Below are 23,783 nucleotides of genomic sequence, written 5' to 3' on the forward strand. Positions count from 1 at the left end.
CATGGCCACTTCGGTGTGCTTGAGCACCGTGTTCTGGATGTATTCCTGGGAAAACGGGCTGCGGGCCTGCTGCACGACCCCACCACCGTCAGACCTGGCTGTCGAACTCCCGCGCCGCGAGCGCGCGGACGATGCCGGCGCGGCCTTCGGACACGAGCCGGCGCAGTGCGGCCGGGTGCTCGGTCTTGAGCCACTCGTCGGAAGCGGTCACCGTTGCCGGCTCCACGGCCCACGACGGGTAGAGCCCGATCACGGTCGGCTGGGCGCGCTCGCTGGAGCGGCGCGTCCACACCTCGTCGATGACCTCGAAGTAGCGCTCGACGTAGCTGCCGAGCAGCTGCTTCTGGCCCGGGTGCGAGAAGCCCGAGATGAGGGCGTCGCTGACGGCGTTGGGGATCTCGTCGTCGTAGACGGCGCGCTGCCACGCGTCGGCCTTGGCCTCGGCGGTCGGCTGCAGCGCGCGGCACCGCTCGGCGTGCCGGCGGCCCGCGGCCGTGTCGTCCTTGGCCAGCTCCGCTTCGATGTCCGCGGTGCCGGCCTTGCCGTGGGCGACGAGCGCCTGCAGCAGGCGCCAGCGCAGGTCGGTGTCCACCGTGAGGCCGGGCAGCGGCGCGGAGCCGTCGAGCCAGCCCGCGACGACACCCAGCGTCGCCTCGTCGAGCACGCCGCCGGCCAGCGAGTTCACGAACGCCAGCTGGTGGTCGGACCCGGCTTCGGCGCCCTGGGCGAGCTCCAGCAGCCGCCCGGTGAGCGCCGGCCAGCCCTGCTCGGCGGCCCACTTCTGGTCCGCGTACGAGTTCAGCGCCGTCTGCGCCTGCAGCAGCAGCCGCTGCACCACGCCGACCTCGCTCTCGGCGTGGATGCCGCGCGCCACCAGCGTCACGAAGTCGCGCGCCTTGAGCTCGGCTTCGCGCGTCATCTCCCACGCGGCCGACCAGCACAGCGTGCGGGGCAGCGGCTCGACGATGTCGGCGATCCGGTCGATCAGCGTGGTCAACGACGCAGGGTCGAGGCGCATCGTGCAATAGGTGAGGTCGTCGTCGTTGACCAGCACCAGCTTGCCCGCCGGCTTGCCGACCAGCTGCGGCACCTCTGTGCGCTCACCGGAGACGTCGAGCTCCACGCGCTCCGTGCGCACGACCTTGCCCGAGTCGTCGTCGTACACGCCGACCGCGACGCGGTGCGTGCGCAGCTCGCCCGCACCGGGCTTCGCGCCCGTCTGCACCACGGCGAACGACGCGAACGTGCCGTCTGCCGCCACCTCGTAGCGCGGGCTGAGCGAGTTGAGGCCCGTGGTCTCGAGCCACTGCGCGCTCCACCACGACAGGTCGCGCCCGGACGCCTCTTCCAGCGCGGCCAGCAGGTCGGCCAGCGTGGCGTTGCCCCACGCGTGCTTTCCGAAGTAGACCTTCAGGCCGTCGAGGAAGTGCTCGATGCCCACGTAGGCCACGAGCTGCTTCAGGACGCTCGCGCCCTTGGCGTAGGTGATGCCGTCGAAGTTCACCTCGACGGCGTGCAGGTCGACGATGTCGGCCGCGATCGGGTGCGTGGAGGGCAGCTGGTCCTGGCGGTAGGCCCAAGACTTCTCGATGTTCGCGAAGCTGGTCCACGCGTTCTTGTACTCGGTGGCCTCGGCCTGCGCGAACACGCTCGCGAAGGTCGCGAACGACTCGTTGAGCCACAGGTCGTCCCACCAGCGCATGGTGACCAGGTCGCCGAACCACATGTGCGCCATCTCGTGCAGCAGCGTCTCGGCGCGGCGCTCGTAGGCGTAGCGCGTGACGCGGCTGCGGAAGACGTAGTCCTCCAGGAAGGTCACAGCGCCGGCGTTCTCCATCGCGCCCGCGTTGAACTCCGGCACGAACAGCTGGTCGTACTTGGAGAACGGGTAGGGCGTGCCGAACTTCTCGTGGAAGAAGCCGAAGCCCTGCTTGGTCTCCACGAACAGCCGGTCGGCGTCCATGTGCTCGGCGAGCGACGCGCGGCAGTAGATGCCGAGCGGGATCGTGCGGTGGGCGTCGGAGAACTCGTCGCGCCACTCGGCGTACGGGCCGGCGATGAGCGCGACCAGGTACGTGGAGATCCGTTCGGACACGGCGAAGTTCGTCACCCGCGCGCCGTCGGGAGTGTCCTCTTCGGTCTCGACGAGCGCGTTGGACACGATCTTCCAGTCGCGCGGCGCGTGGACCGTGAGCTTGTACAGCGACTTCAGGTCGGGCTGGTCGAAACAGGCGAACATGCGCTTCGCGTCGGCGGTCTCGAACTGCGTGTAGAGGTACACGCCGTTGTCGACCGGGTCGACGAAGCGGTGCAGGCCTTCGCCGGTGTTCGTGTACCGGCAGTCCGCGGTCACCACGAGTTCGTTGTCCGCGGCGAGCCCGGGCAGCGCGATGCCCTTGTCCTCGACGTAGGTGCTCACGTCGAGCTCGGCGCCGTTGAGCACGGCGGAGCGGACGCCCTCGGCGACGAGGTCGATCCACGACGACTCGCCCGGCCGGGTGGCGGAGAAGCGCACTGTGGTGGTGGAGAGGAAGGTCTTCTCACCGGGACCGCCGTGGCCGTCGGTCAGGTCCAGCACGATGTCGTAGGACGCGACATCCAGCAGGCCGGAGCGCTGCTTGGCTTCGTCACGAGTCAGGTTGGGGGCGGGCACGGGCACCTCTGGTCTTCGATTCCGGTTGCGGTTTTCGGGCTGTCCTGCATCCAATCATGCGAAGCGGTCCTCGGGCGACGGGGAACAACCGGGCCTGTCGCGCGCGTTGGCCGTCATTGGGGGACACCCCCTCTGCAAAAGGCATGCCTGCCGACGTCCAACCTCGCGAGGAGCTCGTTGAGATGACCGCTGCGTCCCAGCCCACCAAGGTGGACTTCTATTTCGATCCGATCTGTCCGTTCGCGTGGATCACCTCGCGGTGGATCCTCGAGGTCGAGAAGCACCGCGAGCTGGACCTGAACTTCCGGATCATGAGCCTGTCCGTGCTCAACTCGGGCCGGGAAGAGCTGCCGGAGCGCTACCAGGAACTGATGGACAAGGGCTGGCGCCCGGTCCGCGTGGCCACCGCGCTGGCCGCCGCGAAGGGCGAAGAGGCGCTGCGCGACTTCTACACGGAGTTCGGCACGCGCTACCACAACCAGGGCAACAAGGACTTCGACGTCGTCCTCAAGGAAACGCTCGAGGCCGTCGGCGCGCCGCCCGAGCTGATCGAGGCCGCCGACTCGACCGAGTACGACGAGGCGTTGAAGAAGAGCCACCACGAGGGCATGGATCCGGTCGGCATGGACGTCGGCACGCCGACCATCCACATCGACGGCGTCGCGTTCTTCGGCCCGGTGCTCAGCTCGATCCCGCGGGGCGACGACGCCCTGAAGCTGTTCGACGGCGCCGTCGCGATGGCGAGCTACCCGGACTTCTTCGAGCTCAAGCGCACCCGCACGGGTGAGCTGAACTTCGACTGACGTCTCACGGGGTCGCGAACGCGGCCCTCGTGACGCCGGCGGGGTAGGGCGAGGCCGCCGCGGCCTCGTCCGCCCCGCTGGCCCCGGCCACCACGGCGGCCTTCAGCTCGTTGAGCCGGCGCAGCCCATCGCGGTGCTCCCGGACGAACCCGGGGTCCACGGGCTCGCCGTGCCCGGGCACCACGATCCGCGGGTCGAGCGCGAGGATCGCCTCGAGCGCGCCCGGCCACTCGCCCAGGTGCGTCTCGTCGCTGAACGAGTACTCCGTGAAGCCCTCGGGCCCGTGCTCCACCACGTCGCCGGCGAACACGACACCCGCGTCGGGCACGTGCACCACCAGGTCGTGGTCGGTGTGCGCGCGGCCGGGGTGCACGAGCACGACGGTGCGGCCGCCGAGGTCGAGCTCGGCCCGGTCGGTCACGAGCCGGTCGGGCGGCATGAGGCCGGTCCGGTCGAGGGCGTCGGCGATCTCCGGCCTGCCTTCCGCGCGGTAGCGCGCGCTCCACTTGGCTTTCGCGGTTTCGCCGTGGTCCAGCAGCTCGCGCAGGCAACGTTCGTGGGCCCAGACGTCGCACGGCAGGAACGGCGTGGTGCCGAAGCTGTGGTCGAAGTGCGCGTGCGTGTAGACGACACTCCACGGCAGGTCCGTCAGCTCCCGCACAGCCGCGGCGAGCTCCGCGCCCTGGTCGACGTCGCCGCGTGTGTCGATCACCAGGCAGCGCTCGGCGCCGATCACCAGCCCGGTGGTCAGGTCGAGCTCTTCGTAGCGCCGCGCGTGCACGCCTTCGGCCACTTCGGTCCAGGTCATTCCGCCTCCAGGGTTTTCCCGCGCAGGGTGGGCGCGGTGGTGCTCACGTCTGTTTGCGCGGCGAGCTCGACGTCGCCGGGGTGGCCCGCCGCGGCCAGTTCGCGGCCGGACGAGCAGGTGCGCAGCGCGTGTGCGAGGTCGGTGCCCGCGTAGGCCGCGGCTGCGAGAGCGGCTTCCGCCGAGAGCGTGCGGCTGTGGTGGGCGAGGGCCGCGACGATGGCGCCGGCGCCGAGCTGGTCTTCCACACACGGGCGCAGGGGTCCGAAGTGCTTGCGCTCGCCCAGCAGGTCGATGCCCCAGCGTTCGCCGGCCGGGATCACGCCGACGGGCCGCCCGGCCGCCAGTTCGAGCGCCTTCGCCGCGACGGCTGACGCGTTGCGCAGGCAGCCCGCCAGCACGTGGGCGCCGGTGGCGGCGGCCGCGGCGGTCAGGGTGGCGCCGTTGGGCGAGGGCAGCGCGAGAAGCGTGCCGGACGGGATGTCCGTCACAGAAGAAGGCCGCAGCGTCCACGCTGCCTCACCCGCGACGACCGCGCCCGCGGCTCGCGCTTCGGTGACGCCGCGTTCGTCGCGCCAGCGCACCGGCAGCACCCGGCCGCCGCGCGCGGTGACGAGATCCGTGGTGGTGCAGAAGGAAAGCACGTCGACCACCACGAGCACCGCGCACGCGCCGCCGAGCGCCGCGACGCCTTCGGCGCCCCATTCGAGCCGCACGCCGTGTCCCGGCTGCTCCCACGTGTCCACCCCCAGAGCATGCCCGCCACCGGCGGTGATGGCAGACTCGCCGCTGTGCGTGTCTACTTGGGATCCGACCATGCCGGTTTCGAGCTGAAGAACCACCTGGCCAGCCACCTCGCGGGCCAGGGACACGAAGTCGTCGACGTCGGTCCGCGCACCTACGACCCCGTCGACGACTACCCCGCCTACTGCGTGGCCGCGGCGCTGCGCGTGTCCGGCGACGAGGGCAGCCTCGGCATCGTGATCGGCGGCTCGGGCAACGGCGAGCAGATCGCCGCCAACAAGGTGCCCGGCATCCGCGCGGGTCTCGGCTGGAGCGTCGAGACGGCGCAGCTGTGCCGTGAGCACAACCACGCGCAGGTGCTCGGAGTCGGCGCGCGCATGCACACCGTCGAGCAGGCCACGGAGATCGTCGAAGCCTTCCTGGCCACCGAGCCTTCGCCGGAGGAGCGCCACGGGCGCCGGATCCAGCAGCTGCTCGACTACGAGCGCACCGGTACGCCGCCGCCCCTGCCGGAAGCCTGATGCCCGAAGGGCACACCCTCCACCGCCTCGCCCGACTGCACAAACGCCGCTACGCCGGCGCGCCCGTCTCGGTGTCCAGCCCGCAGGGCCGGTTCGACGAGGAAGCGGCGAAGCTCGACGGGCAGGTGCTGGAGTCCGCCGAGGCGTACGGCAAACACCTGTTCCACGACTACGGTCCACACGGGACGGTGCACGTCCACCTCGGCCTGTACGGCACGTTCGGCGAAACGCCGCTGCCCGAAACCGAACCGGTGGGCCAGGTGCGGATGCGCCTGATCGGGCGCACGCACTGGACCGATCTGCGCGGCCCGACGCGGTGTGAGCTGCTCGACGCGGCCCAGGTGGACGCGATCAAGGCGCGGCTCGGGCCCGACCCGTTGCGCCGTGACGCCAAGCCCGATCTCGCGTGGGACCGGATCTCGCGTTCGCGCACGTCGGTGGCCGCGTTGCTGATGGACCAAGCGGTGCTCGCCGGTGTCGGCAACGTGTACCGCGCCGAGGTTCTGTTCCGTCACGGCGTCGCCCCGATGGTGCCCGGCCGCGCGCTCGATCGCGGGCTGTGGGACGAGATGTGGGCCGACCTGGTGACGTTGATGCGCCACGGCGTGCGCATCGGCCGCATCGACACGGTGGCGCCGGAGCACATGCCGGCCGCGCAGGGCCGCGCGCCGCGCGACGACCGCCACGGCGGCGAGGTGTACGTTTACCGGCGCGCCGGGATGCCGTGCCTGGTGTGCGGTACGCCGGTGGCGCACCAAGAGCTCGTGGGACGCAACCTGTACTGGTGCCCCGCGTGTCAGCCCGCCTGAGTCACGCGGTGAGGCCGTCCAGCAGCAGGTCGAGTCGTTCGGCCAGCGCGGCGGCCAGGTCGAACGGCGGCGCTTCGTCGGCGAGCCAGCGGCGGAGGGTGTCGCCGTAGATCGCGGTGACCACTTCTGCGACCGTGCGCGGCGGGAGTTCTGAGCGCAGCTCGCCGTGGTCCTGGCCTTGGCGGATGGCGTCGATCGTCGCGTCGGGCACGGGGTGCTGGTGGGCGACGACCTCGTCGTGGCGCAGGCTCACGTGCAGCATCCGGGTGAGGGTGTGTTCGCGCTCGTTGATGGCCGCCAGCGCGGTGAAGTAGCGGTGCAGCCTCGTGCGCGCGGATTCGTCGGAATCGTCGACGGTGAGCAGCTGGTCGCGGCGGTCCTGGCCCCATTCGACGAGGAAATCGCGCTTGTGCGGGTAGTGGTTGAGCACCGTCTGGCGCGCGACGTCGGCCTCCGCGGCGATGTGGTCGATCGTCGTCGCTTCGTAGCCGCCCTCCTCGAACAGCTTGAGCGCGGCCGTGAGCAAGCGCGCCCGCATCCGGGCCCGGTTCGCCTCGCGTCGTCCTGTCACGGAGTCAGCGTACCGAAGATTAGGCTGGAGGCTAAACTTAGGCTGGAGACCATACTTTGAAGGAGCGCACATGCAGGTGGACATCCGCGACAAGGTCATCGTCATCACCGGCGCGGCGCAGGGGCTCGGCCGCACGCTCGCGCTGGGGCTGGCCCGCGAGGGCGCGCGGATCGCGGTGCTCGCGCGCAGCTCGGCGAAGGCGGCCGGCACCGTGGACGAGATCGTCGCTTCGGTGCCGGACGCGCCGAAGCCGCTGGCCGTCGTGGCGGACGTGTCCGACGAGGACCAGGTCCGCGCCGCGGCCGCCGCCGTCGACGCGCACTGGGGCCGGGTCGACGCCCTGATCAGCAACGCCGGCTGGATGCCGCCCGCCGGCACGATGAAGGTGCTCGACTTCGAGCTGGCCGATCTACGACGGATCCTCGACAGCAACCTCGTCGGCTGTTTCCTCGTCACCAAGCACTTCGCGCCGATCATGATCCGAGGGGGCGGCGGGCGGATCATCTACGTCGGCAGCATGGTCGGCACTCAGGCCGGCCCCGGTGCCGGTGCGTACGGCGCGTCGAAGGCCGGGGTGCACCTGCTGAGCAACGTGGTGCACCAGGAGCTGGCGGACCAGGGCATCCGCACGGTCGCGCTGGCGCCCGGGCTCACGGTCACGCCGGGCATGCGCGTGGCGGCGAGCGACGAGCACATCGCGCGGGTGAGCGCGCGCTACCCGGGTGGCCGCGTCGGGCAGCCGGAGGACATCGTGCCGTTCGCGGCCTTCCTGTGCAGCCCGGCGGCCGAACACCTGTCGGGGACGCTGGTGGGGATCCGGCCGATCACGGGGTGAGTCCGATGTGGACGGAGTGGCCGAACCCGCTGGTATGCCTGGGGTTGTACGCTGTCCCCGACAGCGTGCACTCGCGTTGAAAGCCGTGAAGGGCCCCGGGGGACTCGAAGTCCCTCGCGGAGCCCTTCACGGTGCTCGATCCTTGGTCTTGCGTGGGGTCAGAAGTCGAAACCGCCGCCGCCGCCGAATCCTCCGCCGTCGAAACCGCCGCCATCGAACCCGCCGCCGTCGAAGCCGCCGAAGTCCTGGCCGCCGCCGTCGCCTCCGTCGAAGCCGCCGCCGTCACCGCCGTCACCGCCATCGCCACCGTCGCCGCCCTGGTCGCCGGACTCGATGGCGTCCTGCTGGCCGGCGTCGTAGCCCGACTCCCAGGCCGAGGCGCTGGCGATGCCGCCCATGCCGGAGAACATGGCGCTGAACAGGAACATCGAGCCCAGGCCCCACGCACCGGCCACGAGCGCGGGCTTCCACCACGGCTCGCTGTACCAGCCCTGCGGCACCGGACGCCCCGCCACGCGGCCGCCGGGGTAGTAGTACGGCGTGTCCTGGCCGGGGTCGGGCGAGGCCTCGTAGTGCTGGCCCTCGACGTCGACCTTGCGGTGCTCGGTCACCTTGCCGGCGCGCTCGCGCTCGGCCTCCTCCGGCAGCGCCGGGCCGGGGTCGAGGCCCATGGCGGTGCGGGCGGCGCGGACGTAGTAGAGGCCCTCGACGGCGGTGTCCTTCACCAGCCGAGCCTGTTCGACGGTCTGCGCCTGTTCCATCTGCGAGCCGGCGGCGTTGTAGCGCTCGCTGGCGTCGGCCATCGCCTGCTGTGAGGCCGTGTCGGTGCCGGAGATGTTGAGGACCTGCCCGCCGAGGCGTTCGACGAGGCGGCGCGCGTCGGCCTTCGCGTCGTCGAGCTGCCGCTGCCGCGAAGCGGCCTGCGACCGGGCGAAGTACAGCCCGCCCCCGACGATCACGACGACGAGCACGATCAACAGGATCGCGGTGCCCATGGGTCACTCCACGTGTTGAGCTTGTCTCAGCGGCCCTGTGGCCGCCTTTGATTCGGACAACGCGGACAGTACGCTGAGGGTTCCCGGGAGGTGACCTGGAGCACCTCTGGCCGGGAAAAGTAGAACACGTTACAGTCGGGGGATGAAGTTCTCCCTGTCGATCGCGATGAACCCCCTCGATCAGCTGGGCGAGCTCGCCCGCGCCGCCGAGGAGGCCGGATTCTCCTCGATCGTCCTGCCGGATTCCCTCTTCTACTCGGAGAAGGTGTCCGCGGACTATCCGTACACGCCCGACGGCAGCCGGTTCTGGACCGAGGAGACGCCCTGGGTCGACCCGCTGGTGGCGGCCGCTTCGATGGGCGCCGTGACCGAGCGGCTCGAGTTCTACACGTCCGTGCTGAAGCTTGGCTCGCGCAACCCGGTGCTGCTCGCGCGTCAGGTGAACTCGGTGGCGGCGCTGACCGGTGGCCGCTTCGGTCTCGGGCTCGGCATCGGCTGGTCGCCGGAGGAGTTCGAGTGGTGCGGCGCGCCCTACGAGCGGCGCGGCAAGCGCTTCGACGAGGCCATCGAGGTGCTGCGCCTGATCCTCGACGGCGGCATGGTCGAGTTCCACGGTGAGTTCTTCGACTTCGACAAGCTGCGCATGAGCCCGACGCCGCCGAAGCGCGTGCCGTTCTACATTGGCGGCCACACCGACATCGCGCTGCGCCGGGCCGCGCGCGTGGGCGACGGCTGGTCGTCGGCGATGATGACGCTCGACCAGCTGCGCGACACGATCAAGCGGCTCAAGGAACTGCTGGCCGAGGGCGGGCGCGAGGCCGATCCGTTCGAGTTCCAGGCGGTGTGCGTCGACCGGTTCGGGCTCGACGGGTTCCGCGAGCAGGCCGAGGTGGGCGTGACCGACGCGATCACGATGCCGTGGGTGTTCGAAGGCCTCGGTTTCGACGCCGAAGCGGGCCCGAAGGTCGACGCGATCCGCAAGTTCGGTGAAGAGGTCATCGCGAAGTTCCGCGGATCGGGGGAGTGACATGGGTGTCGAGGTCAGCTGGGACGTCGACGCGGACCAGCCGCCGGCTCGCCTGGCGTCGTTCCGCTCGATGACGTCGGTCGCGGCGGGCGACAAGGACGGGTGGCTGGCGTTGTTCGCGCCGGACGCCGTGGTGGAGGACCCGGTGGGCCCGTCGATGTTCGACGAGCAGGGCAAGGGCCACCACGGCCGCGAGGGCATCGGCGCGTTCTGGGACCTGACGATCGCTCACGTGGAGCGCTTCGAGTTCGTGATCCGCGACTCGTTCGCCGCGGGCGCGGAGTGCGCGAACATCGGCACCATCACCACCTACCTGCCCGGCGGCTACCGCGTCGACACCGACGGCGTCTTCGTCTACCGCGCGGGGGAGGACGGCCTGATCACCTCGATGCGTGCCTTCTGGGAAACCGACCGCGCCATGGCGACGGCGCGCCAGGTCTGAGCTGCCCGATACCACCTCCGCGGGTGGTCTGACCGGCCACTGTTCGGCTCGCGGTACCTCCGGGACGCCCGCGCGCGGGCTTACGGTGGGGCGCATGGTGGCTCGTGGTGTGCACCTCGTCGGCAGCGTGCCGCTCGAGGACTCGGAGACGGTGTTCCGCGCGGTCTCGGCCCACGTCGGCGAGTTCGTCCGGCGGGTGACGGACGGCGAGACGGGCGTGCGGTCGAACTGGACGTTCTGGCAGCGGGCGGTGTTCGCGCGCACCCCCGGCCTGGTCACCGACGACGTCCACCGCGGCGAGTACAGCAGCACACCCAAGTACCGGCTGGCCGGTCCCGCTTCGGCGGTGCGCTTCGGCCCCCTCGGCTACGCCCAGGCGGCGCTGTCGTCATGGGTCGTCTTCCGGCGCCTGCGCGCCGCGGGGGTGCTGCCGGACGTCCGGTTCCAGGTCAGCCTCCCCACGCCCATGGCCCCGATCCGCCTGCACGTGGACACCGCCGACCAGGCCGCCGTCGAGCCCGCCTACGAAACCGCGATGCTGCGCGAGCTGGAGCTCATCACCGACGCCATCCCCGCCGACCAGCTCGCGATCCAGTGGGACACCGCCGTCGAGTTCGGCATGCTGGAGGGCGTTTTCCCCAGCTGGGTCCCGGATCGCGAGGCCGGCGTCCTCGACCGCCTGACCCGCCTCGGCAACGCCGTGCCCGCCGACGTCCACCTCGGCTACCACCTGTGTTACGGCGACAGCGGCGGCCGCCACTTCGTCGAGCCCGCGGACACCGCGCTCCTGGTCCGCGTGGCGAACGCCCTGGCCGCGCGGCTTTCGCGGCCGCTGGGGTGGATCCACCTGCCCGTGCCGATCGGCCGGACGGATCCGGAGTACTTCGCGCCGTTGCGTTCCCTGGCGTTGCCCGCGGAGACCGAGCTGTACCTGGGCCTCGTGCACGTCGCGGACGGCGAACCCGGTGCGCGCAAACGCATCGCCGCCGCACTGTCCGCCGTGGACTCCTTCGGCATCGCCACGGAATGCGGCTTCGGCCGGCGCCCGCCGGAGACGGTGCCTGGCTTGCTGGCCCTGCACGCGGCGGTGGCCGACCTGACGCCCTGAGCTTTCACCGCTCCGGCGGCAGGGCCTTCATGCACTCGTCGGCGAATGCACACCGCGCCGCGATGACGTCGTGGAAATGATCGAGCGCCGCCCACTCGTCCGCGCGCTGAGGTGGGAACCTTTCGCGTAGCCACGGTGCCCAGGCGCCGTTCTCGCCCAGGAACTGAGCCGCGTGCGTGGTGCCGAGCAGCCCGTCGAGGTAGGTGAGAGCGCCCATGGCGGCGTCCTGCTCGCCGCGATCGGTGTGTGGCAGGAACGCGCGGAGGTAGTCGACCAGCAGGCGCGCGTGTTCCTCCGTAGCGAACCGCGCGAGCGCGAAGCAGTAACCGCGCCCTGCGTAGATACGCTCGTTCGCGAGGAGCAGCTCGCCGATCCGTTCGCGGTGTGCCTCCCGCCGGGCGAAGGCGACCAGCCAGGAAGCCGTGAGCTGAGCGCGCCATTCGTAGCCGAACAGGAGCTCGAGTTCTTCGTCGGTGATGCGCACGGAGTCCTCCGCCAGCGTGCGTCCGATGTTCCGATTCTCCGCTTGGTCGGACCCGAACGGGGTGTGATTCAACTTCAGGTACCTGCGCCCCGGCGTCACGTACGTTTCGACGGCCGCGTTGAGCGCGGGCTCGTGCCGGTGGTTGCGCATGCGGGAATTCTGCCTGTGCGGACGCCTGACCACGAAGGCCTTTTCCTGGCAAGATCGCCGGTCGGGAGTTGCCGACCAGGGGAGGCGTCATGGTTGCTGGACATCCGCTCGGCCCACCGGCTCACGAGCAGCACTGGGTGGACCTCGCGGCGGACCTTGCCGCCGGGTTCGCGCTCACGACGGCCGAGCGGGACCGGACCGGCGAGCTGCCCGTCGAGAACCTCCGACGGCTGAACGCGAGTGGGCTCGACGCCGCGTTGCTGCCGGCGCAGTACGGCGGCCAGGACCTGAGCTACCGCAGCTACGGCGCGATCGTCCGGCTGCTGAGTGCCGCGTGCCCGTCGACAGCGTGTGTGTGGGTGATGCACATCGGCGCGGCGGCGGGCCTGGTGGAGCTGTCGGAGCCCGACGTGGCGCGGTTTTTCGCCGAGCGGCTGGCGGCCGGGGCGCGGTTCGCGAATGCGTTGAGCGAGCCGGCGGGCGGGAACCTGTTCCTGCAGTCGCAGCAGCCCGCGGAGGCGGTCGAAGGCGGGTTCCGGCTGAGCGGAGAGAAGCGCTTTTCGTCCGGGTGCGAGATCGCCGACCACTTCCTCGTCAACGCAAAGGTCGACGGCGTCTCCACGTTCTTCGGGCTCGACGCCGATCCCGCGACGATGACGTTCCAACCGAGCTGGGACGCGATGGGCCTGCGCGCGAGCGGCAGCCGGCTGATCCGCTTCGACGGCACGCTCCTGCCGCACGAGCGCCGCTGCCCGCCGTCGAAACGGCGGCGCCCCAACCACATCGGGGCGGGGGTGGCGGCGTTGTCGCTGGGGGTGGCCGATGGCGCGCTGGCCGCGTTGCGGGAGCACGCGCGCGCCCGGAAGGTGCTGCCGGGCGGTGGGACGGTGGCGGAGCAGCAGTGGGTGCGCTTCGGCGTCGGCGAGCTGGAGAGCCGGCTGCAGGCCGCGGGGATGTTCGCGCAGCACATGTGCTGGCTCGCCGACGAGAACTCGCCCGGTTTCCTGCCCGCGACGATGCGCGCGAAGCTGCTGGCCAACGACGTCGCGCGCGAGATCGCCGACCTCGGCGTGCGCGTGGGCGGGGGTTCGGGGTACTTGAAGACGTCGCCGATCGAGCGGTGGTTCCGCGACGCGCAGGCGGGCTGGCTGATGGCCTACTCCGCCGAGATCTGCAAGGACGTGATCGGCTCGCAGGTGCTGGGCGACGATGCCTGAGCGGATGCTGTTCAACGCGTTCCACATGTTCGCCGTCTCTCACCACGCGCAGGGGTTGTGGGCCGAGCCGGACAGCCGTCAGCTCGGCTACACCGACCCCGCGACGTGGCTCGACCTCGCCCGGACGCTGGAGCGCGGCCGGTTCGACACGCTCTTCTTCGCCGACGTCCTCGCCCCGTACGAGACCTACCGCGGCTCGCGCGACGCGGCGGTGCGCGAGGGGATGCAGTTCCCGACCGGCGATCCCTCGGTGCTGATCCCGCTGCTCGCCTACCACACGGAACACCTGGGCTACACGTTCACGCAGAACATCCTGCAAGAGCACCCGTACCCGTTCGCCCGCAAAGTGTCCACTCTGGACCACCTGACGGGCGGGCGGGTGGCGTGGAACATCGTCACGTCGTTCCTGCCGGGTGCGGGCCGCAACCTCGGCCACGGCGGGCTGCCGGGCCACGCGGAGCGCTACGGCCGCGCCGAGGACTTCACGCAGGCGGTGCTGAAGCTGTGGCTGCACAGCTGGGAAGACGGCGCGGTGTTGAGTGATCGTGAGCGGCGCGAATTCGCCGATCCGGCCAAGGTGCACGCCGTGGTCCACAATGGACCGTTCTACCAGCTCGACGGCCCGCACCTGAGCGAGCCGTCGCCACAGCGGGTGCCGGTGCTGTTCAACGCCGGTGTTTCGTCGACCGGCCGCGCGTTCGCCGGCCGGTACGCGGAGTGCCTGTTCATCAACTCCCAGGACCCCGCCGAGGCGGCCCCGATCGTTGCCGACGTGCGCCGGGTGGCGGCCGCCGAGGGCCGGAACCCGACGCACGTCAAGGTTTTCGTGCCGCAGTCCTACTTGCTCGCCAGTACCGAGGCCGAGGCCCGGCGGCGCCACGCCGAGCTACTGGAGCGCCAGACCGTGGAGGGGAACCTGGCGCGCGCGTCGGTCTTCGCCGGGCACGACTTCGGCCTCGATGACCCGGACGCGCTCGTCGGCGACCTGCGCCGGCGCGAGGTGTCGGAGCCCGTGCGCAAGCTCCTCGCCTCGACCACCCGTGACGACTGGACGCTCGGCGAGCTGATCCTCAGCCGCACCAGCAAACGCGTGGTGGGGACGCCGGAGCAGATCGTCGAGAACATCGCGCGCTGGCAGGAGGCGGGCGTCGACGGGATCAACCTCGAGTACGTGATCTCGCCGACGAGCTTCACCGAGTTCGTGGACCACGTCGTCCCGCTGCTGCAAGCGCGCGGCCTCATGCAGCGCGAGTACGGGCCGGGGACGTTGCGGGAGAAGCTTTTTCCGAACGTTGGCCCTCAGCCGCCGCGGGACCACCCGGCGTGGGCGCTCACGCCGCGCTGTGGGCCAGCCAGTGGTCGACGAGATCCCGGTCGCCGGTGATCGTCACGTCGTCGGCCGGCCGGCGGCGGGTGAGCACGAGCAGGAGGTCGGTCAGCGGGCCGGAGAGCGTGACGTCGGCGGGGGCGGTGGCGCGGGTCCACTCGATGCCGTCCGGGGTGCGGGTGACGTGCCAGCCCTCGGCGTGGTCGGGGAGGAACCGCAGGGTCTGCCCGGTGCCGCTGAGCCCGGCGACGTCGGGTTTGAGCGTCCGCGTGGCGGGGTTCGCGAGCAGGCCGAACCAGTCACTGATCACGTCCTCGGCCAGCTCCGGGGCGACTGAGAACGCACGGCCCGCCGCGTCGGCGTGGTGCACGACGGCGTCGTTGAGCAGGCGGCGCAGCCAGAACCCGGCCGGCCCCTGGCCGAAGAACGTCCACACGGGACTGTCGCTCGTAGACACCGCGTCGACGAGGTCCGTGGCGCCGGCCCGCAGCCAAGCAGACCAGCCGGCCGGGTCGCCGGGGTCCGCGTCGAACGGGTCGGGCACCGGCGAAGGGCCGGAGCGCACGATGCTCGCCGCCCAGCGGTGCGCCTGGCCGACGTGGCCGACGAGCACACGCAGCGGCCAGTCGGGGCACGTCGGCACGCGGGCGTCGGGGTCGCCGCAGGCCGCGGCTTCGGCGATGGCGGCGGTGTGGTGGTGGAGGGCTTCGGCGAGTCGGGTGGTGTCCATGGCCGTACCGTAGGAACTCCATCCGGCTGGAGGTTCTACCGATGGTGACCGGGCTCACACTGGGGATCGGCGACCTGGCGCGACGGACCGGCGTGCCTGTCCGCACGATCCGCTTCTACTGCGACGAGGGCCTGCTCGAACCCGCCCGCAGCGCAGGCGGCCACCGCCGCTTCGCCGAGGACGCCGTCGAGCGGCTCACGCTCGTCCGCCGGATGCGCGGCCTGGGCCTGGGGCTGCCGCTGATCACCGACGTCCTCGCCGGCCGCCGCTCCCTGGCCGACGCCGTGGCCGCCGAACGCGCCGCCCTGGACCGCGAGGTCGCGACGCTGGCCTGGCGACGGTCCGTCCTGCGCGCCGTCGAGGACGCGACCCCGCTCGACCGGCCCGCGCGCCTCGAACTGCTGTCCGCCGTGGAAGACGGGTACGCCGCCCACGACGTTCTCGTCCGCCTCTGGCGTCCCATGACCACCGGGCCCGTCCCCGCCGAGTCGGCCCGCATGTTCCTGGACATCAGTGCCCCGCCGCCCCCGGAGCTGCCGACGTCCTCGCAGGTGGTCGCCTACGCGTCACTCGTCGTGCTCGCCTCGGACCGCTCGTTCGTCGATGCCCTGCGCGCCAGCACGCTGGTCGACCACGACCGGATCCCCGACCTCGCCGCCCTCCACGCCGAGGTGGCCCAGGCCTGCGAGCTCGCCTTCGCCGCCGTGACGTCCGGCACCCGCCCGACGCCGGGCCCGGCCCTCGACCGCTTCGTCGCCGCCCACGCCGCCTCCCTGCGCACCACCGACACCCCGGCCTTCCGCCACGCCCTCAACCACCGCACGGCCCCCGACCGCGACCCCCGCGTGCGCGCCTACTGGACCTTGGCGGGCCAGATCACGGGCGAACCGGCCCCGATGGGCGTCACGCACACCTGGCTGCTGGACGCGTTGAACGCTTCGACCGGCTGACGGGTGCGCCGTCCCGTGACGGTGTACCCGAAGGCCGCGCTGTTGCGTCGGTTTTCGTGCTACTGGCCGCGTGCGGGCGGCAACTTCCAGCGAGGAAATCCGGGCCGTGGTGACCGCCGCCGCGGCGGCGCGGAAGTTGCCGATCCTGCTGCTCGACGTGGGTCGGGCCGGTGCGTGCGCGGACGGGGACGCGCGGTGGTTCGGCGAGGTGGCGCGAGGGCTGGGGGACGACCGCGCGCTGGTCGTCGTTCGGGGGCGCCGTGCCGGCGACTCCGTCCCCGACCTCGCCGCAGCCCTCGCTCGACGGTGAGTCCCAGATCTTGGACAGGCTCGCCAGACGTCTGACGTCCAACCTATTCTCGCGGCGGACGAGGGCGAGGAGTGGTGCATGTCCGAACGTGATCGGGCTCGGCTGGCGGAGCCGGCGCAGCCGCAGGATTTCCCGGAAAGCCCGCTGAGCCGGGTGTTGCGGCAGCCGTTGCTGCTGGGGGTGTTCCTGCCGCTGCAGACGGGTGGGTGGTCGCAGTCGACGTTGCCGCGCGGGACGGACTGGACGTTCGACTACAACCGGGCGCTGGCGCAGCAGGCGGAGAAGTACGGGTTCGACATCGCGTTCGGGCTGTCGCAGTGGCTGCCCAAGGGCGGGTTCGGCGGGGAGACGCACTACCGCGAGAACTTCCTCGACCCGTTCGTCTCGGCGATCGCGCTCGCGTCGGCGACGGAGTCGATCCTGTTGCTGGGCACGGTGCACGTGCTGTACGGGCCGTGGCACCCGTTGCACCTGGCCAAGTTCCTCGCCACCGCCGACCACATCTCGGGCGGGCGCTTCGGTGCGAACATCGTCACCGGGTACGCCGAAAACGAGCCCGCGATGTTCGGGCAGCTCAAGCCCGAGCACGACAAGCGCTACGCGATGGCCGACGAGTTCGTCGCCGTCTGCAAGGACCTCTGGGCGGGCGCGGACAACCTGACGTTCCACGGCGAGCACTACTCGCTGCAGGAGGCCTACGCGTCGCCGCTGCCGAAGTACGGCCGCCCGATCCTGGTGTCCGCCAGCGGTTCCCCGGCGGGCTTCGCGTTCGCGGGCCGCAACTCCGACCTCGTGTTCATCTCCAGCCCGGCGGGCGAGAACATCGACCGCGCGCTGGAGGCGTTGCCGGCGCACGTGGAAAAGGTCAAGCAGGCCGCGCGGGACCAGGGCCGCGAAGTGCGTGTGGTGATCAACCCCACGGTCGTCTCCGCGCCCACGAGTGCTGAGGCGCACGCGCGGTACCAAGCGATCATGGACCACGCCGACCTCGGTGCGATCGGCGCGTTCACGGACCGCCACACCGCGGGCGACAGCCAGTCGTGGCTCGAGCACTCCGCCCGTGGCCGCGCGGTCGGCGGGCACCTGCACATCGTCGGCTCGCCCGAGGAGGTCACGGACAAGCTGCGCCGCCTGCACGAAACGGGCATCGACGGCGTTCAGCTGACCTTCTACGACTACCAGCCCGAACTCGACTTCTTCGGCACGCAGATCGTGCCGCTGCTGGAAGAGGCCGGGCTGCGCAAGAGTGTTACGAATCCCTGACTGTCCACGCGGGACCGGCCGCCGCGTCCGGTCCCCGGCCTACTCTGTGCGAAGACAGAGGAGGTCACCCTGATCACGTTGGTGCTGATCGGCTTGGTGGGCGGGCTGATCACCGGCATTTCGCCCTGCGTTCTGCCGGTTCTGCCGGTGTTGTTCATGACGGGCGGGGCAAGCGGCGCGCGCAAAACCGGCACGGAGCCGACGCGTCGCCGGCCGTTCCTCATCGTCGCGGGGCTGGCGTTGAGCTTCAGCCTCGTCACGCTCCTCGGCACGCTCGTGCTCGCCGCGCTGCACCTGCCCGGCGACGTGCTGCGCTGGGCGGGGCTCGTGGTGCTGGTGGTGCTCGGCGTCGCGATGATGTTCCCGCGCGTGCAAGACCTCCTGGAACGCCCATTTGTCCGGCTGGGCAGCAAATCCGTGCCGGGCGACCGCGGCGCGTTCGTGCTCGGGCTCGCGCTCGGCACCGTCTACGTGCCGTGCGCGGGGCCGGTGCTCGCGGCCATCACTGTGGCCGGCGCGACGCACACGATCGGTGCCTCGACGGTCGCGCTCACCATCGCGTTCGCCGTCGGCACGGCGATTCCGCTGCTGTTCTTCGCGATGGCCGGCAACCGCGTCGCCGAGCGGGTGAAGGCGTTCCGCGACCGGCAGCGCCAAGTCCGCATCGCCGCGGGGATCGTGGTGATCGGGCTGGCCGTCGCGCTCACGTTCAACGTCACCGACGCGCTGCAGCGCGCCATCCCCGACTACACCGCGGGGCTGAACCAGGCCCTCGGCGCGGACAAGGTGGGAGGCGGCGGCAGCCTGCAGGCGTGCGACCCGTCCGACGAGCTGCAGGACTGCGGCACCGCGCCGCAACTGGTCGGCATCAACCAGTGGCTGAACACTCCCGGCGGGAAACCGGCCGCGCTGCAAGGGAAAGTCGTACTCTACGACTTCTGGGCGTACTCGTGCATCAACTGCCAGCGCGCCATCCCGCACGTCGAGGCGTGGTACCAGCGCTACCACGACGCGGGCCTGGAGATCGTCGGCGTCCACACGCCGGAGTACGCGTTCGAGCACGTCCCCGCCAACGTCGCGGACGGCGCCGCCCGCCAGCACATCACCTACCCCGTGGCGATCGACAACGACTACGCCACCTGGAACGCCTTCAAGAACGAGTCCTGGCCCGCCGAGTACCTCGCCGACGCCACCGGGCATGTCCGCCACGTCTCCCTCGGCGAAGGCGACTACGACGGCACCGAGTCGCTCATCCGCGAGCTGCTCACCACCGCCAACCCGGGCCAGACGCTCCCGCCGCGCACCGACGTCGCCGACGACACCCCCACGAACCCGTTGCAGAGCCCGGAAACCTACCTGGGCTCCGAGCGCAGCGGTGCCGGCGGCGTCCCCGTCGACCTCCAGGGCAAGTGGACCACGACCCCCGAGTACCTCACCGCCGGCGACGACGCCTCCCTCACCCTCACCTACGACGCCTCAGTGGTCTACCTCGACGTCGGCGGCACGGGCACTGTCACGGCGACCGCCGGCGGCGTCACGAAGACGATCCCGGTGTCCGGCAGCCCGGACATCCACGCCGTCGTCCAGACCCCGACGCCCCAGCAGGGCACGGTGACGCTGAAGCTGAGCCCGGGATTGCAGGCGTATTCGTTCACGTTCGGCTGACGTTTCGCAGCAGGCCGCGCCGAGGTCGGTGAGGCAGTGGCGCACCATCGTGCCCTCGCGGTGGCTGGTCAGGAGGCCCGCGGGGCGCAGGATCGACGCGTGGTAGCCGGCCGACGCGGGAGACACGCCGACGTGGCGGCTCAGTTCCGTGGTGGTGCGCGCGCCTGCGGCTGCTCACCGACGCCGCACCGTCCCCACCACCGTGCGGCGTACCCCCGGCATCGGACGGCACTTGGTCAGGCGTCATGGTCGAGCTGGTCACAGGGCGGGGCGGGGCACCCATCCTGGGCGCGCCGAGGTGGGCGGACAAGCTTTTCGAGCGTGCTCGAAAAGGTCACCACCGGCCGCGGTGCACGACCTCGTCGAACGGGCGGCGCGTGGGGTTCTTGATCGGCCGCAGCGGCCGGTCGGCGGGGTAGCCGATGGCCAGCATGAGCGATACGACGTGGTCGCCCGGCACCCCGAGGATCTCGCGCGCCCGGTCCTGGTCGCCGATCGAGGAGTGCCCGGTGCCGATGCCGAGGTCGGCGGCCGCGAGCATCATCGCGTAGGTGGCCTGTCCGAGGTCGTACTGGTCGAGCACGCGCGTGCGGTCGTCGGCCGGTTCGGGCACCACCAGCACGATCGCGGCCTGGGCGCCGGCGAGGTGCCCGGCGCCCTGCCAGACCGTGGAGAGCTCACGCAGCTGCGCGCGGTCGGTCACGAGCACGAAGTCCCAGTGCTGGCGGTTCGACGCCGAGGGCGAGCGCCAGCCGGCCTCGGCGATCCGCGTGAGGTGTTCTTCGACCACCGGCTCGTCGGTGTAGCTGCGCACGTTGCGGCGGGCGCGAATGGCGTCCCAGGTCTCCATGGTGCTCTCCTCTTCGCAGGTCGGACCGGTGCCGGAAAAGACCCTTGCGGGACAAGGCTGCCACGGCGGACGCGAGCACCGCTACCTCGTCAACGGTGAGACCCGGTGATCCACTATGGACGAAAGCTGGCCCTGAGCAAGGCGGGGTTCGTCGCGGCTCTCGAACTGCTCCGAACGGCGGAAAGTGCGCCGCACGGTGTGCGGCGCACTTTCCCGGGAACTGTATGACTAGTTCTGCACGAGCCAATAGCGGATCTGGCCACCGCTGATGGTGATCCTCTGGCAGTCGAGCGAAGCGCCAGGGTGGCCGACCGCGTACACCGCCAGGCCGACGCGGCACGCGGGCTCGTTGTCATACGTCGCGATCACCGTCTGGGCCGAGGCGATCGCGTTCCCGCCGAGGACCAACGCGCCGGCGACCAGTCCCGTGGCGACGACCTTGCTGCTGAGCTTCACGATTCTCTCCAGTCCTGCTCGCGCTCGAATCTTCGTGGTGATCATGACACGGCATCGGGGTATAGCCGGTGCTTTTGTCACATCAGGGTGAAGGCGGGGAAGAAGTGTTGCCCTGTCGGCGAAAGCCCACCGTTGCGGGCAAACGGGCAGGGTAGATTCGTCCCTGCCGTGAACGCTGCCCTGGTGCTCGGGTCGGCCGGGGTGGTAGCCGTCGCGCACGTCACCGTCCGGCGCGCCCGGATCGAGCCACCACCCGGATCGCCGGATGCGGGGTGCTCGACCCGAGTGTGCGTTTAATCCCCTGTGAACGGTTGGAGCACGTGCGCGCTGCCCGTTGTTCGGCTGGCGTATACCGACGTGGGTGAGCCTGAGCGCGTCGGTCGGGGACCGCTGGAATAAAGGAAAACAATGGCCGAACCTCGGTTCGAGATGGTGTCCATCTCGGTTGCTGGACTGAATGGACGAGCGCATTCCGATGCGGGGTGGGCCGTCATGTGGCGTTTTCTCTCAGCCAACAACCGCAGCATCGCACAGTCGGTTAATTCCTTCCCTGACGGTGATTCCTGTGCCTTCGCGGTGCAGACGCTCAAGGCCGGCCTCAAGCTCGCGGAAGTCTTGACCGTGCGCGACGAGCAGGGGATGTGGCTCTGGCAGCTCCGCATGGACGGAACGTCGGTGGGCGTGTCCAGCCGCAAGTACCGCCGCCGCCTCCACGCGATCAATTCGGGTAGTTCTTTTCATCAACTGGCCGAATCCAGCCGCGAGATCAACCGAACGCGTGTTCGTCCGTAGTTAATGTTTTTGCCCGGCCTGAGACAGCTGTCCGGGTAAAGCTGCGCGTGCGTGATTCGGAGAGGAGGGGACATGACCGGTGTGCTCGAACACGGCGGCGGGGAAACGCGGACCCGCCGGAAGACCGGAAGATCCGGCGGCGCCGACCGCTTCTTCCGCCTGGCACTGCTGGGTGCCGGGCTGCTGGTGCTCACGATCATGGTGGTGGTCGGCGGTTTCCTGCTGAAGAACGGAAGCCAGGCGCTCGGCCGGGCCGGACTGTCCTTTCTCACCACGCAGGCCTGGCAGCCCGACTCCGGCAACTTCGGCATCGCCGCGGTGCTCGTCGGCACGCTGCTCATCGCCGGAACCGCGCTGTGCGTGGCCTTTCCGCTGGCCTGCGGAGTGGCGCTGTACATCTCGGAGTACGCGCCGCCGCGGCCGAAGCGGGTGCTGATCAGCCTGGTGGACCTCATGGCCGCCGTCCCGAGCGTGGTCTACGGCCTCTTCGGCGCCGTGTTCCTGCAGTGGAACCTGCTCGACGTGCCGCGCTGGCTCTCGGTGCACCTCGGCTGGTTCCCGCTGTTCACAGTGGACGGTTACGACGCGAACGATCCACTGAGCAGCCAGACGGTGTTCGCCAGCTCCACTTTCTTCGCCGGGCTGGTCGTCGGGATGATGGTGATGCCGATCACCTGCTCGGTCATGCGGGAGTCGTTTTCCCAGGCACCGACCGGAGAACGGGAAGGCGCGTATGCGCTCGGCGCCACGCGCTGGGGCATGATCCGCAGCGTCGTGCTGCCCTACGGCCGCGGCGGGATGATCGGCGGCACCATGCTCGGCCTCGGCCGCGCGCTCGGCGAGACGATCGCGGTGTACATGATCATCGCTCCCGTCTTCACGATCCAGCCGCACGTGCTGCAGAGCGGCGCGAACTCCGTGTCGGCGCTCATCGCCCAGCAGTGGGGCGCGGCCAGCCCGTTCGGCCTCTCGGCGCTGATGGCGGCCGGGCTCGCGCTGTTCGGCCTCACGCTCGTCGTCAACTTCGGCGCGTCCGCGATCATCGCGCGCAGCCGCTCTGGACAGGGGAGTGAGGCATGACCGCCCTGGACACTCGGGAAACCCCGGAGATCCCCGAACTCCCCGAGTTCGACGACACACCCGAAACGCCCGAACGCCGGCGCGTCACCCGTCCCGGCCGCCGCGCGGACACGGTGAACGTCGTGGGCGCACTCGTCGCCGCCGTCGCGCTGACCGCGATCGTGTTCACCCAGCTCGCCCCGTTCGGCGGCGCGATCGGGTTCCTCGCGATCGCGTGGGTGCTCTTCCTGGGCCTCTACGCGCTGCTGGTCTCCCTGACCGACAACGCGCTGACGGTCCGCGACCGCCTGGTCTCCGCGGTCGTCCACAGCCTCGCCGCGTTCGCGTTGCTTTCGCTCATCACGATCGTCGGCTACCCGCTGGTGCGCGGCATCGACGCCTTGAGCCACTGGAACTTCTTCACCGAGGACATGGCCAACGCCGGCCCGCTCGACCCGCTCAGCCAGGGTGGCATCATCCACGCGGCGGTCGGCACGCTGGAGCAGATCGCCATCTCGCTCGTGCTCACCGTCCCCTTGGGACTGACGTGCGCGGTGTTCCTCAACGAGACCCGCGGCTTCTTCTCGCGCCTGGTGCGCACGATCGTCGACGCGATGACCGCGCTGCCGTCCATCGTGGCCGGTCTGTTCGTCTACGCCGCGTTGATCCTCTCGCTGGGACTGGAGAAGTCGGGCCTTGCCGCGGGTTGCGCGATCAGCGTGATGATGCTGCCGATCGTGATCCGGGCCTCCGACGTGGTGATCCGGCTCGTGCCCGGCTCGCTGCGGGAGGCTTCGCTCGCGCTGGGCGCCGGGCAGCTGCGCACGGTGTGGCACGTCGTGCTGCCGACCGCGCGCTCGGGGCTGACCACCGCGATCCTGCTCGGCACCGCGCGCGGCATCGGCGAAACGTCCCCGGTGCTGATCACCGCCGGGTTCACCGCCTACCTCAACGCCGACCCGTTCTCGGGACCGCAGATCTCCTTGCCACTGGAGACTTTCTCGCTCGTCACTTCGCCGGAGGAAGCGATGAAGGCCCGCGGGTTCGGCGCCGCCGCCGTGCTGATGCTGCTGGTGCTCGTGCTGTTCGTGATCGCCCGGCTGGCGGGCGGTCGCCCGGCCGGAGAGCTGACCCGCGGCGGACGCCGGCGCCGGGAACGCGCCTCGGCCGCCGACCGGGAACGGTTCATTCAGAGGATGCAGGGGGAGCAACAGTGA

The 23,783-nt window shown here is 70.7% G+C and carries 25 protein-coding genes; 16 read left to right on the forward strand and 9 right to left on the reverse strand.

The annotated features are described in order from the left end of the window. Window positions 1–88 precede the first annotated feature (88 nt). Entirely contained in the window at window positions 89–2,653 is a 2,565-nt protein-coding gene (pepN, locus tag ABZU76_RS48430) for an aminopeptidase N (protein ID WP_354884297.1), read from the reverse strand. A gap of 182 nt (window positions 2,654–2,835) precedes the next feature. On the opposite strand from pepN, the gene ABZU76_RS48435 reads away from it, so the two are divergent. Further along, the gene (locus ABZU76_RS48435) at window positions 2,836–3,456 is read left to right on the forward strand and encodes a DsbA family protein (protein ID WP_354884299.1); all 621 of its coding nucleotides are present in this window, start codon (window positions 2,836–2,838) and stop codon (window positions 3,454–3,456) included. A gap of 4 nt (window positions 3,457–3,460) precedes the next feature. On the opposite strand, the gene ABZU76_RS48440 is transcribed toward ABZU76_RS48435, so the two are convergent. Together ABZU76_RS48440 and ABZU76_RS48445 are read right to left on the reverse strand one after the other, a co-directional pair. Next, a complete protein-coding gene (locus ABZU76_RS48440) occupies window positions 3,461–4,264 on the reverse strand; it encodes an MBL fold metallo-hydrolase (RefSeq protein WP_354884302.1) in 804 nt (267 codons plus the stop codon). Continuing rightward, window positions 4,261–5,007 carry a 2-phosphosulfolactate phosphatase gene (locus ABZU76_RS48445; RefSeq protein ID WP_354884305.1) on the reverse strand — a complete coding sequence of 249 codons (747 nt, stop codon included), beginning with the start codon at window positions 5,005–5,007 and terminating at the stop codon, window positions 4,261–4,263. The genes ABZU76_RS48440 and ABZU76_RS48445 overlap by 4 nt, the downstream gene beginning before the upstream one ends. 45 nt (window positions 5,008–5,052) lie before the next feature. On the opposite strand from ABZU76_RS48445, the gene ABZU76_RS48450 reads away from it, so the two are divergent. Together ABZU76_RS48450 and ABZU76_RS48455 are read left to right on the forward strand one after the other, a co-directional pair. Then, the gene (locus ABZU76_RS48450) at window positions 5,053–5,526 is read left to right on the forward strand and encodes a ribose-5-phosphate isomerase (protein WP_354884308.1); all 474 of its coding nucleotides are present in this window, start codon (window positions 5,053–5,055) and stop codon (window positions 5,524–5,526) included. Next, entirely contained in the window at window positions 5,526–6,335 is an 810-nt protein-coding gene (locus tag ABZU76_RS48455) for a DNA-formamidopyrimidine glycosylase family protein (RefSeq protein WP_354884311.1), read from the forward strand. The genes ABZU76_RS48450 and ABZU76_RS48455 overlap by 1 nt, the downstream gene beginning before the upstream one ends. Window position 6,336: 1 nt before the next feature. Here ABZU76_RS48455 and ABZU76_RS48460 read toward each other — a convergent pair whose 3' ends face one another. Then, a complete protein-coding gene (locus ABZU76_RS48460; RefSeq protein WP_354884314.1) occupies window positions 6,337–6,906 on the reverse strand; it encodes a TetR/AcrR family transcriptional regulator in 570 nt (189 codons plus the stop codon). Between the two features lie 70 nt (window positions 6,907–6,976). On the opposite strand from ABZU76_RS48460, the gene ABZU76_RS48465 reads away from it, so the two are divergent. Beyond that, on the forward strand, window positions 6,977–7,741 hold the full coding sequence (locus ABZU76_RS48465; protein ID WP_354884317.1) for an SDR family oxidoreductase: 765 nt from the start codon (window positions 6,977–6,979) through the stop codon (window positions 7,739–7,741). A gap of 158 nt (window positions 7,742–7,899) precedes the next feature. On the opposite strand, the gene ABZU76_RS48470 is transcribed toward ABZU76_RS48465, so the two are convergent. Then, window positions 7,900–8,736 carry a hypothetical protein gene (locus tag ABZU76_RS48470; RefSeq protein WP_354884320.1) on the reverse strand — a complete coding sequence of 279 codons (837 nt, stop codon included), beginning with the start codon at window positions 8,734–8,736 and terminating at the stop codon, window positions 7,900–7,902. Window positions 8,737–8,878: 142 nt separating this feature from the next. Between ABZU76_RS48470 and ABZU76_RS48475 the strand changes: the two genes are divergently transcribed. The 3 genes from ABZU76_RS48475 to ABZU76_RS48485 all read left to right on the forward strand — a co-directional run bounded on the left by ABZU76_RS48475 (window position 8,879) and on the right by ABZU76_RS48485 (window position 11,313). Further along, window positions 8,879–9,763, forward strand: coding sequence for a TIGR03619 family F420-dependent LLM class oxidoreductase (locus tag ABZU76_RS48475; RefSeq protein ID WP_354884323.1), 885 nt, complete (start codon window positions 8,879–8,881; stop codon window positions 9,761–9,763). 1 nt (window position 9,764) lies between these two features. After that, the gene (locus ABZU76_RS48480) at window positions 9,765–10,205 is read left to right on the forward strand and encodes a nuclear transport factor 2 family protein (protein ID WP_354884325.1); all 441 of its coding nucleotides are present in this window, start codon (window positions 9,765–9,767) and stop codon (window positions 10,203–10,205) included. A gap of 94 nt (window positions 10,206–10,299) precedes the next feature. Beyond that, window positions 10,300–11,313: a hypothetical protein gene (locus tag ABZU76_RS48485; RefSeq protein WP_354884328.1), complete on the forward strand. Its 1,014-nt coding sequence runs from the start codon at window positions 10,300–10,302 to the stop codon at window positions 11,311–11,313. 4 nt (window positions 11,314–11,317) lie between these two features. On the opposite strand, the gene ABZU76_RS48490 is transcribed toward ABZU76_RS48485, so the two are convergent. Further along, window positions 11,318–11,947, reverse strand: coding sequence for a DUF6000 family protein (locus tag ABZU76_RS48490; protein WP_354884331.1), 630 nt, complete (start codon window positions 11,945–11,947; stop codon window positions 11,318–11,320). A gap of 89 nt (window positions 11,948–12,036) precedes the next feature. Here ABZU76_RS48490 and ABZU76_RS48495 point away from each other — a divergent pair, with 89 nt between their 5' ends. Together ABZU76_RS48495 and ABZU76_RS48500 are read left to right on the forward strand one after the other, a co-directional pair. Beyond that, window positions 12,037–13,164, forward strand: coding sequence for an acyl-CoA dehydrogenase family protein (locus ABZU76_RS48495; protein WP_354884334.1), 1,128 nt, complete (start codon window positions 12,037–12,039; stop codon window positions 13,162–13,164). After that, complete coding sequence (locus ABZU76_RS48500) at window positions 13,157–14,548, forward strand: NtaA/DmoA family FMN-dependent monooxygenase (protein WP_354884337.1); 1,392 nt, start codon at window positions 13,157–13,159, stop codon at window positions 14,546–14,548. Before ABZU76_RS48495 ends, ABZU76_RS48500 begins: the two co-directional genes overlap by 8 nt. Here ABZU76_RS48500 and ABZU76_RS48505 read toward each other — a convergent pair. Continuing rightward, window positions 14,496–15,221, reverse strand: coding sequence for a maleylpyruvate isomerase family mycothiol-dependent enzyme (locus tag ABZU76_RS48505; RefSeq protein ID WP_354884340.1), 726 nt, complete (start codon window positions 15,219–15,221; stop codon window positions 14,496–14,498). The genes ABZU76_RS48500 and ABZU76_RS48505 overlap by 53 nt on opposite strands. A gap of 41 nt (window positions 15,222–15,262) precedes the next feature. Between ABZU76_RS48505 and ABZU76_RS48510 the strand changes: the two genes are divergently transcribed. The 4 genes from ABZU76_RS48510 (at window position 15,263) to ABZU76_RS48525 (ending at window position 19,409) form a co-directional block, all read left to right on the forward strand. Continuing rightward, window positions 15,263–16,171 carry a MerR family transcriptional regulator gene (locus tag ABZU76_RS48510; protein WP_354884343.1) on the forward strand — a complete coding sequence of 303 codons (909 nt, stop codon included), beginning with the start codon at window positions 15,263–15,265 and terminating at the stop codon, window positions 16,169–16,171. Window positions 16,172–16,241: 70 nt separating this feature from the next. Next, the gene (locus tag ABZU76_RS48515) at window positions 16,242–16,481 is read left to right on the forward strand and encodes a hypothetical protein (protein WP_354884345.1); all 240 of its coding nucleotides are present in this window, start codon (window positions 16,242–16,244) and stop codon (window positions 16,479–16,481) included. Between the two features lie 78 nt (window positions 16,482–16,559). Beyond that, entirely contained in the window at window positions 16,560–17,744 is a 1,185-nt protein-coding gene (locus ABZU76_RS48520; protein WP_354884348.1) for an LLM class flavin-dependent oxidoreductase, read from the forward strand. A gap of 81 nt (window positions 17,745–17,825) precedes the next feature. Next, the gene (locus ABZU76_RS48525) at window positions 17,826–19,409 is read left to right on the forward strand and encodes a cytochrome c biogenesis protein CcdA (RefSeq protein WP_354884403.1); all 1,584 of its coding nucleotides are present in this window, start codon (window positions 17,826–17,828) and stop codon (window positions 19,407–19,409) included. 334 nt (window positions 19,410–19,743) lie between these two features. Here ABZU76_RS48525 and ABZU76_RS48530 read toward each other — a convergent pair whose 3' ends face one another. Both ABZU76_RS48530 and ABZU76_RS48535 read right to left on the reverse strand, forming a co-directional pair. Continuing rightward, entirely contained in the window at window positions 19,744–20,259 is a 516-nt protein-coding gene (locus ABZU76_RS48530) for a nitroreductase family protein (RefSeq protein ID WP_354884351.1), read from the reverse strand. A gap of 228 nt (window positions 20,260–20,487) precedes the next feature. Then, window positions 20,488–20,715: a hypothetical protein gene (locus ABZU76_RS48535; protein WP_354884354.1), complete on the reverse strand. Its 228-nt coding sequence runs from the start codon at window positions 20,713–20,715 to the stop codon at window positions 20,488–20,490. A gap of 408 nt (window positions 20,716–21,123) precedes the next feature. On the opposite strand from ABZU76_RS48535, the gene ABZU76_RS48540 reads away from it, so the two are divergent. The 3 genes from ABZU76_RS48540 (at window position 21,124) to pstA (ending at window position 23,783) form a co-directional block, all read left to right on the forward strand. Then, window positions 21,124–21,507, forward strand: a complete 384-nt coding sequence (locus tag ABZU76_RS48540; RefSeq protein WP_354884357.1) for a hypothetical protein — start codon at window positions 21,124–21,126, stop codon at window positions 21,505–21,507. A 72-nt stretch (window positions 21,508–21,579) separates the two neighbouring features. Then, on the forward strand, window positions 21,580–22,587 hold the full coding sequence (gene pstC, locus ABZU76_RS48545; protein ID WP_354884359.1) for a phosphate ABC transporter permease subunit PstC: 1,008 nt from the start codon (window positions 21,580–21,582) through the stop codon (window positions 22,585–22,587). Continuing rightward, window positions 22,584–23,783 carry a phosphate ABC transporter permease PstA gene (pstA, locus tag ABZU76_RS48550; RefSeq protein ID WP_354884362.1) on the forward strand — a complete coding sequence of 400 codons (1,200 nt, stop codon included), beginning with the start codon at window positions 22,584–22,586 and terminating at the stop codon, window positions 23,781–23,783. Before pstC ends, pstA begins: the two co-directional genes overlap by 4 nt.

Source organism: Amycolatopsis sp. NPDC005232, from assembly GCF_040607795.1.
Lineage (GTDB): Bacteria > Actinomycetota > Actinomycetes > Mycobacteriales > Pseudonocardiaceae > Amycolatopsis.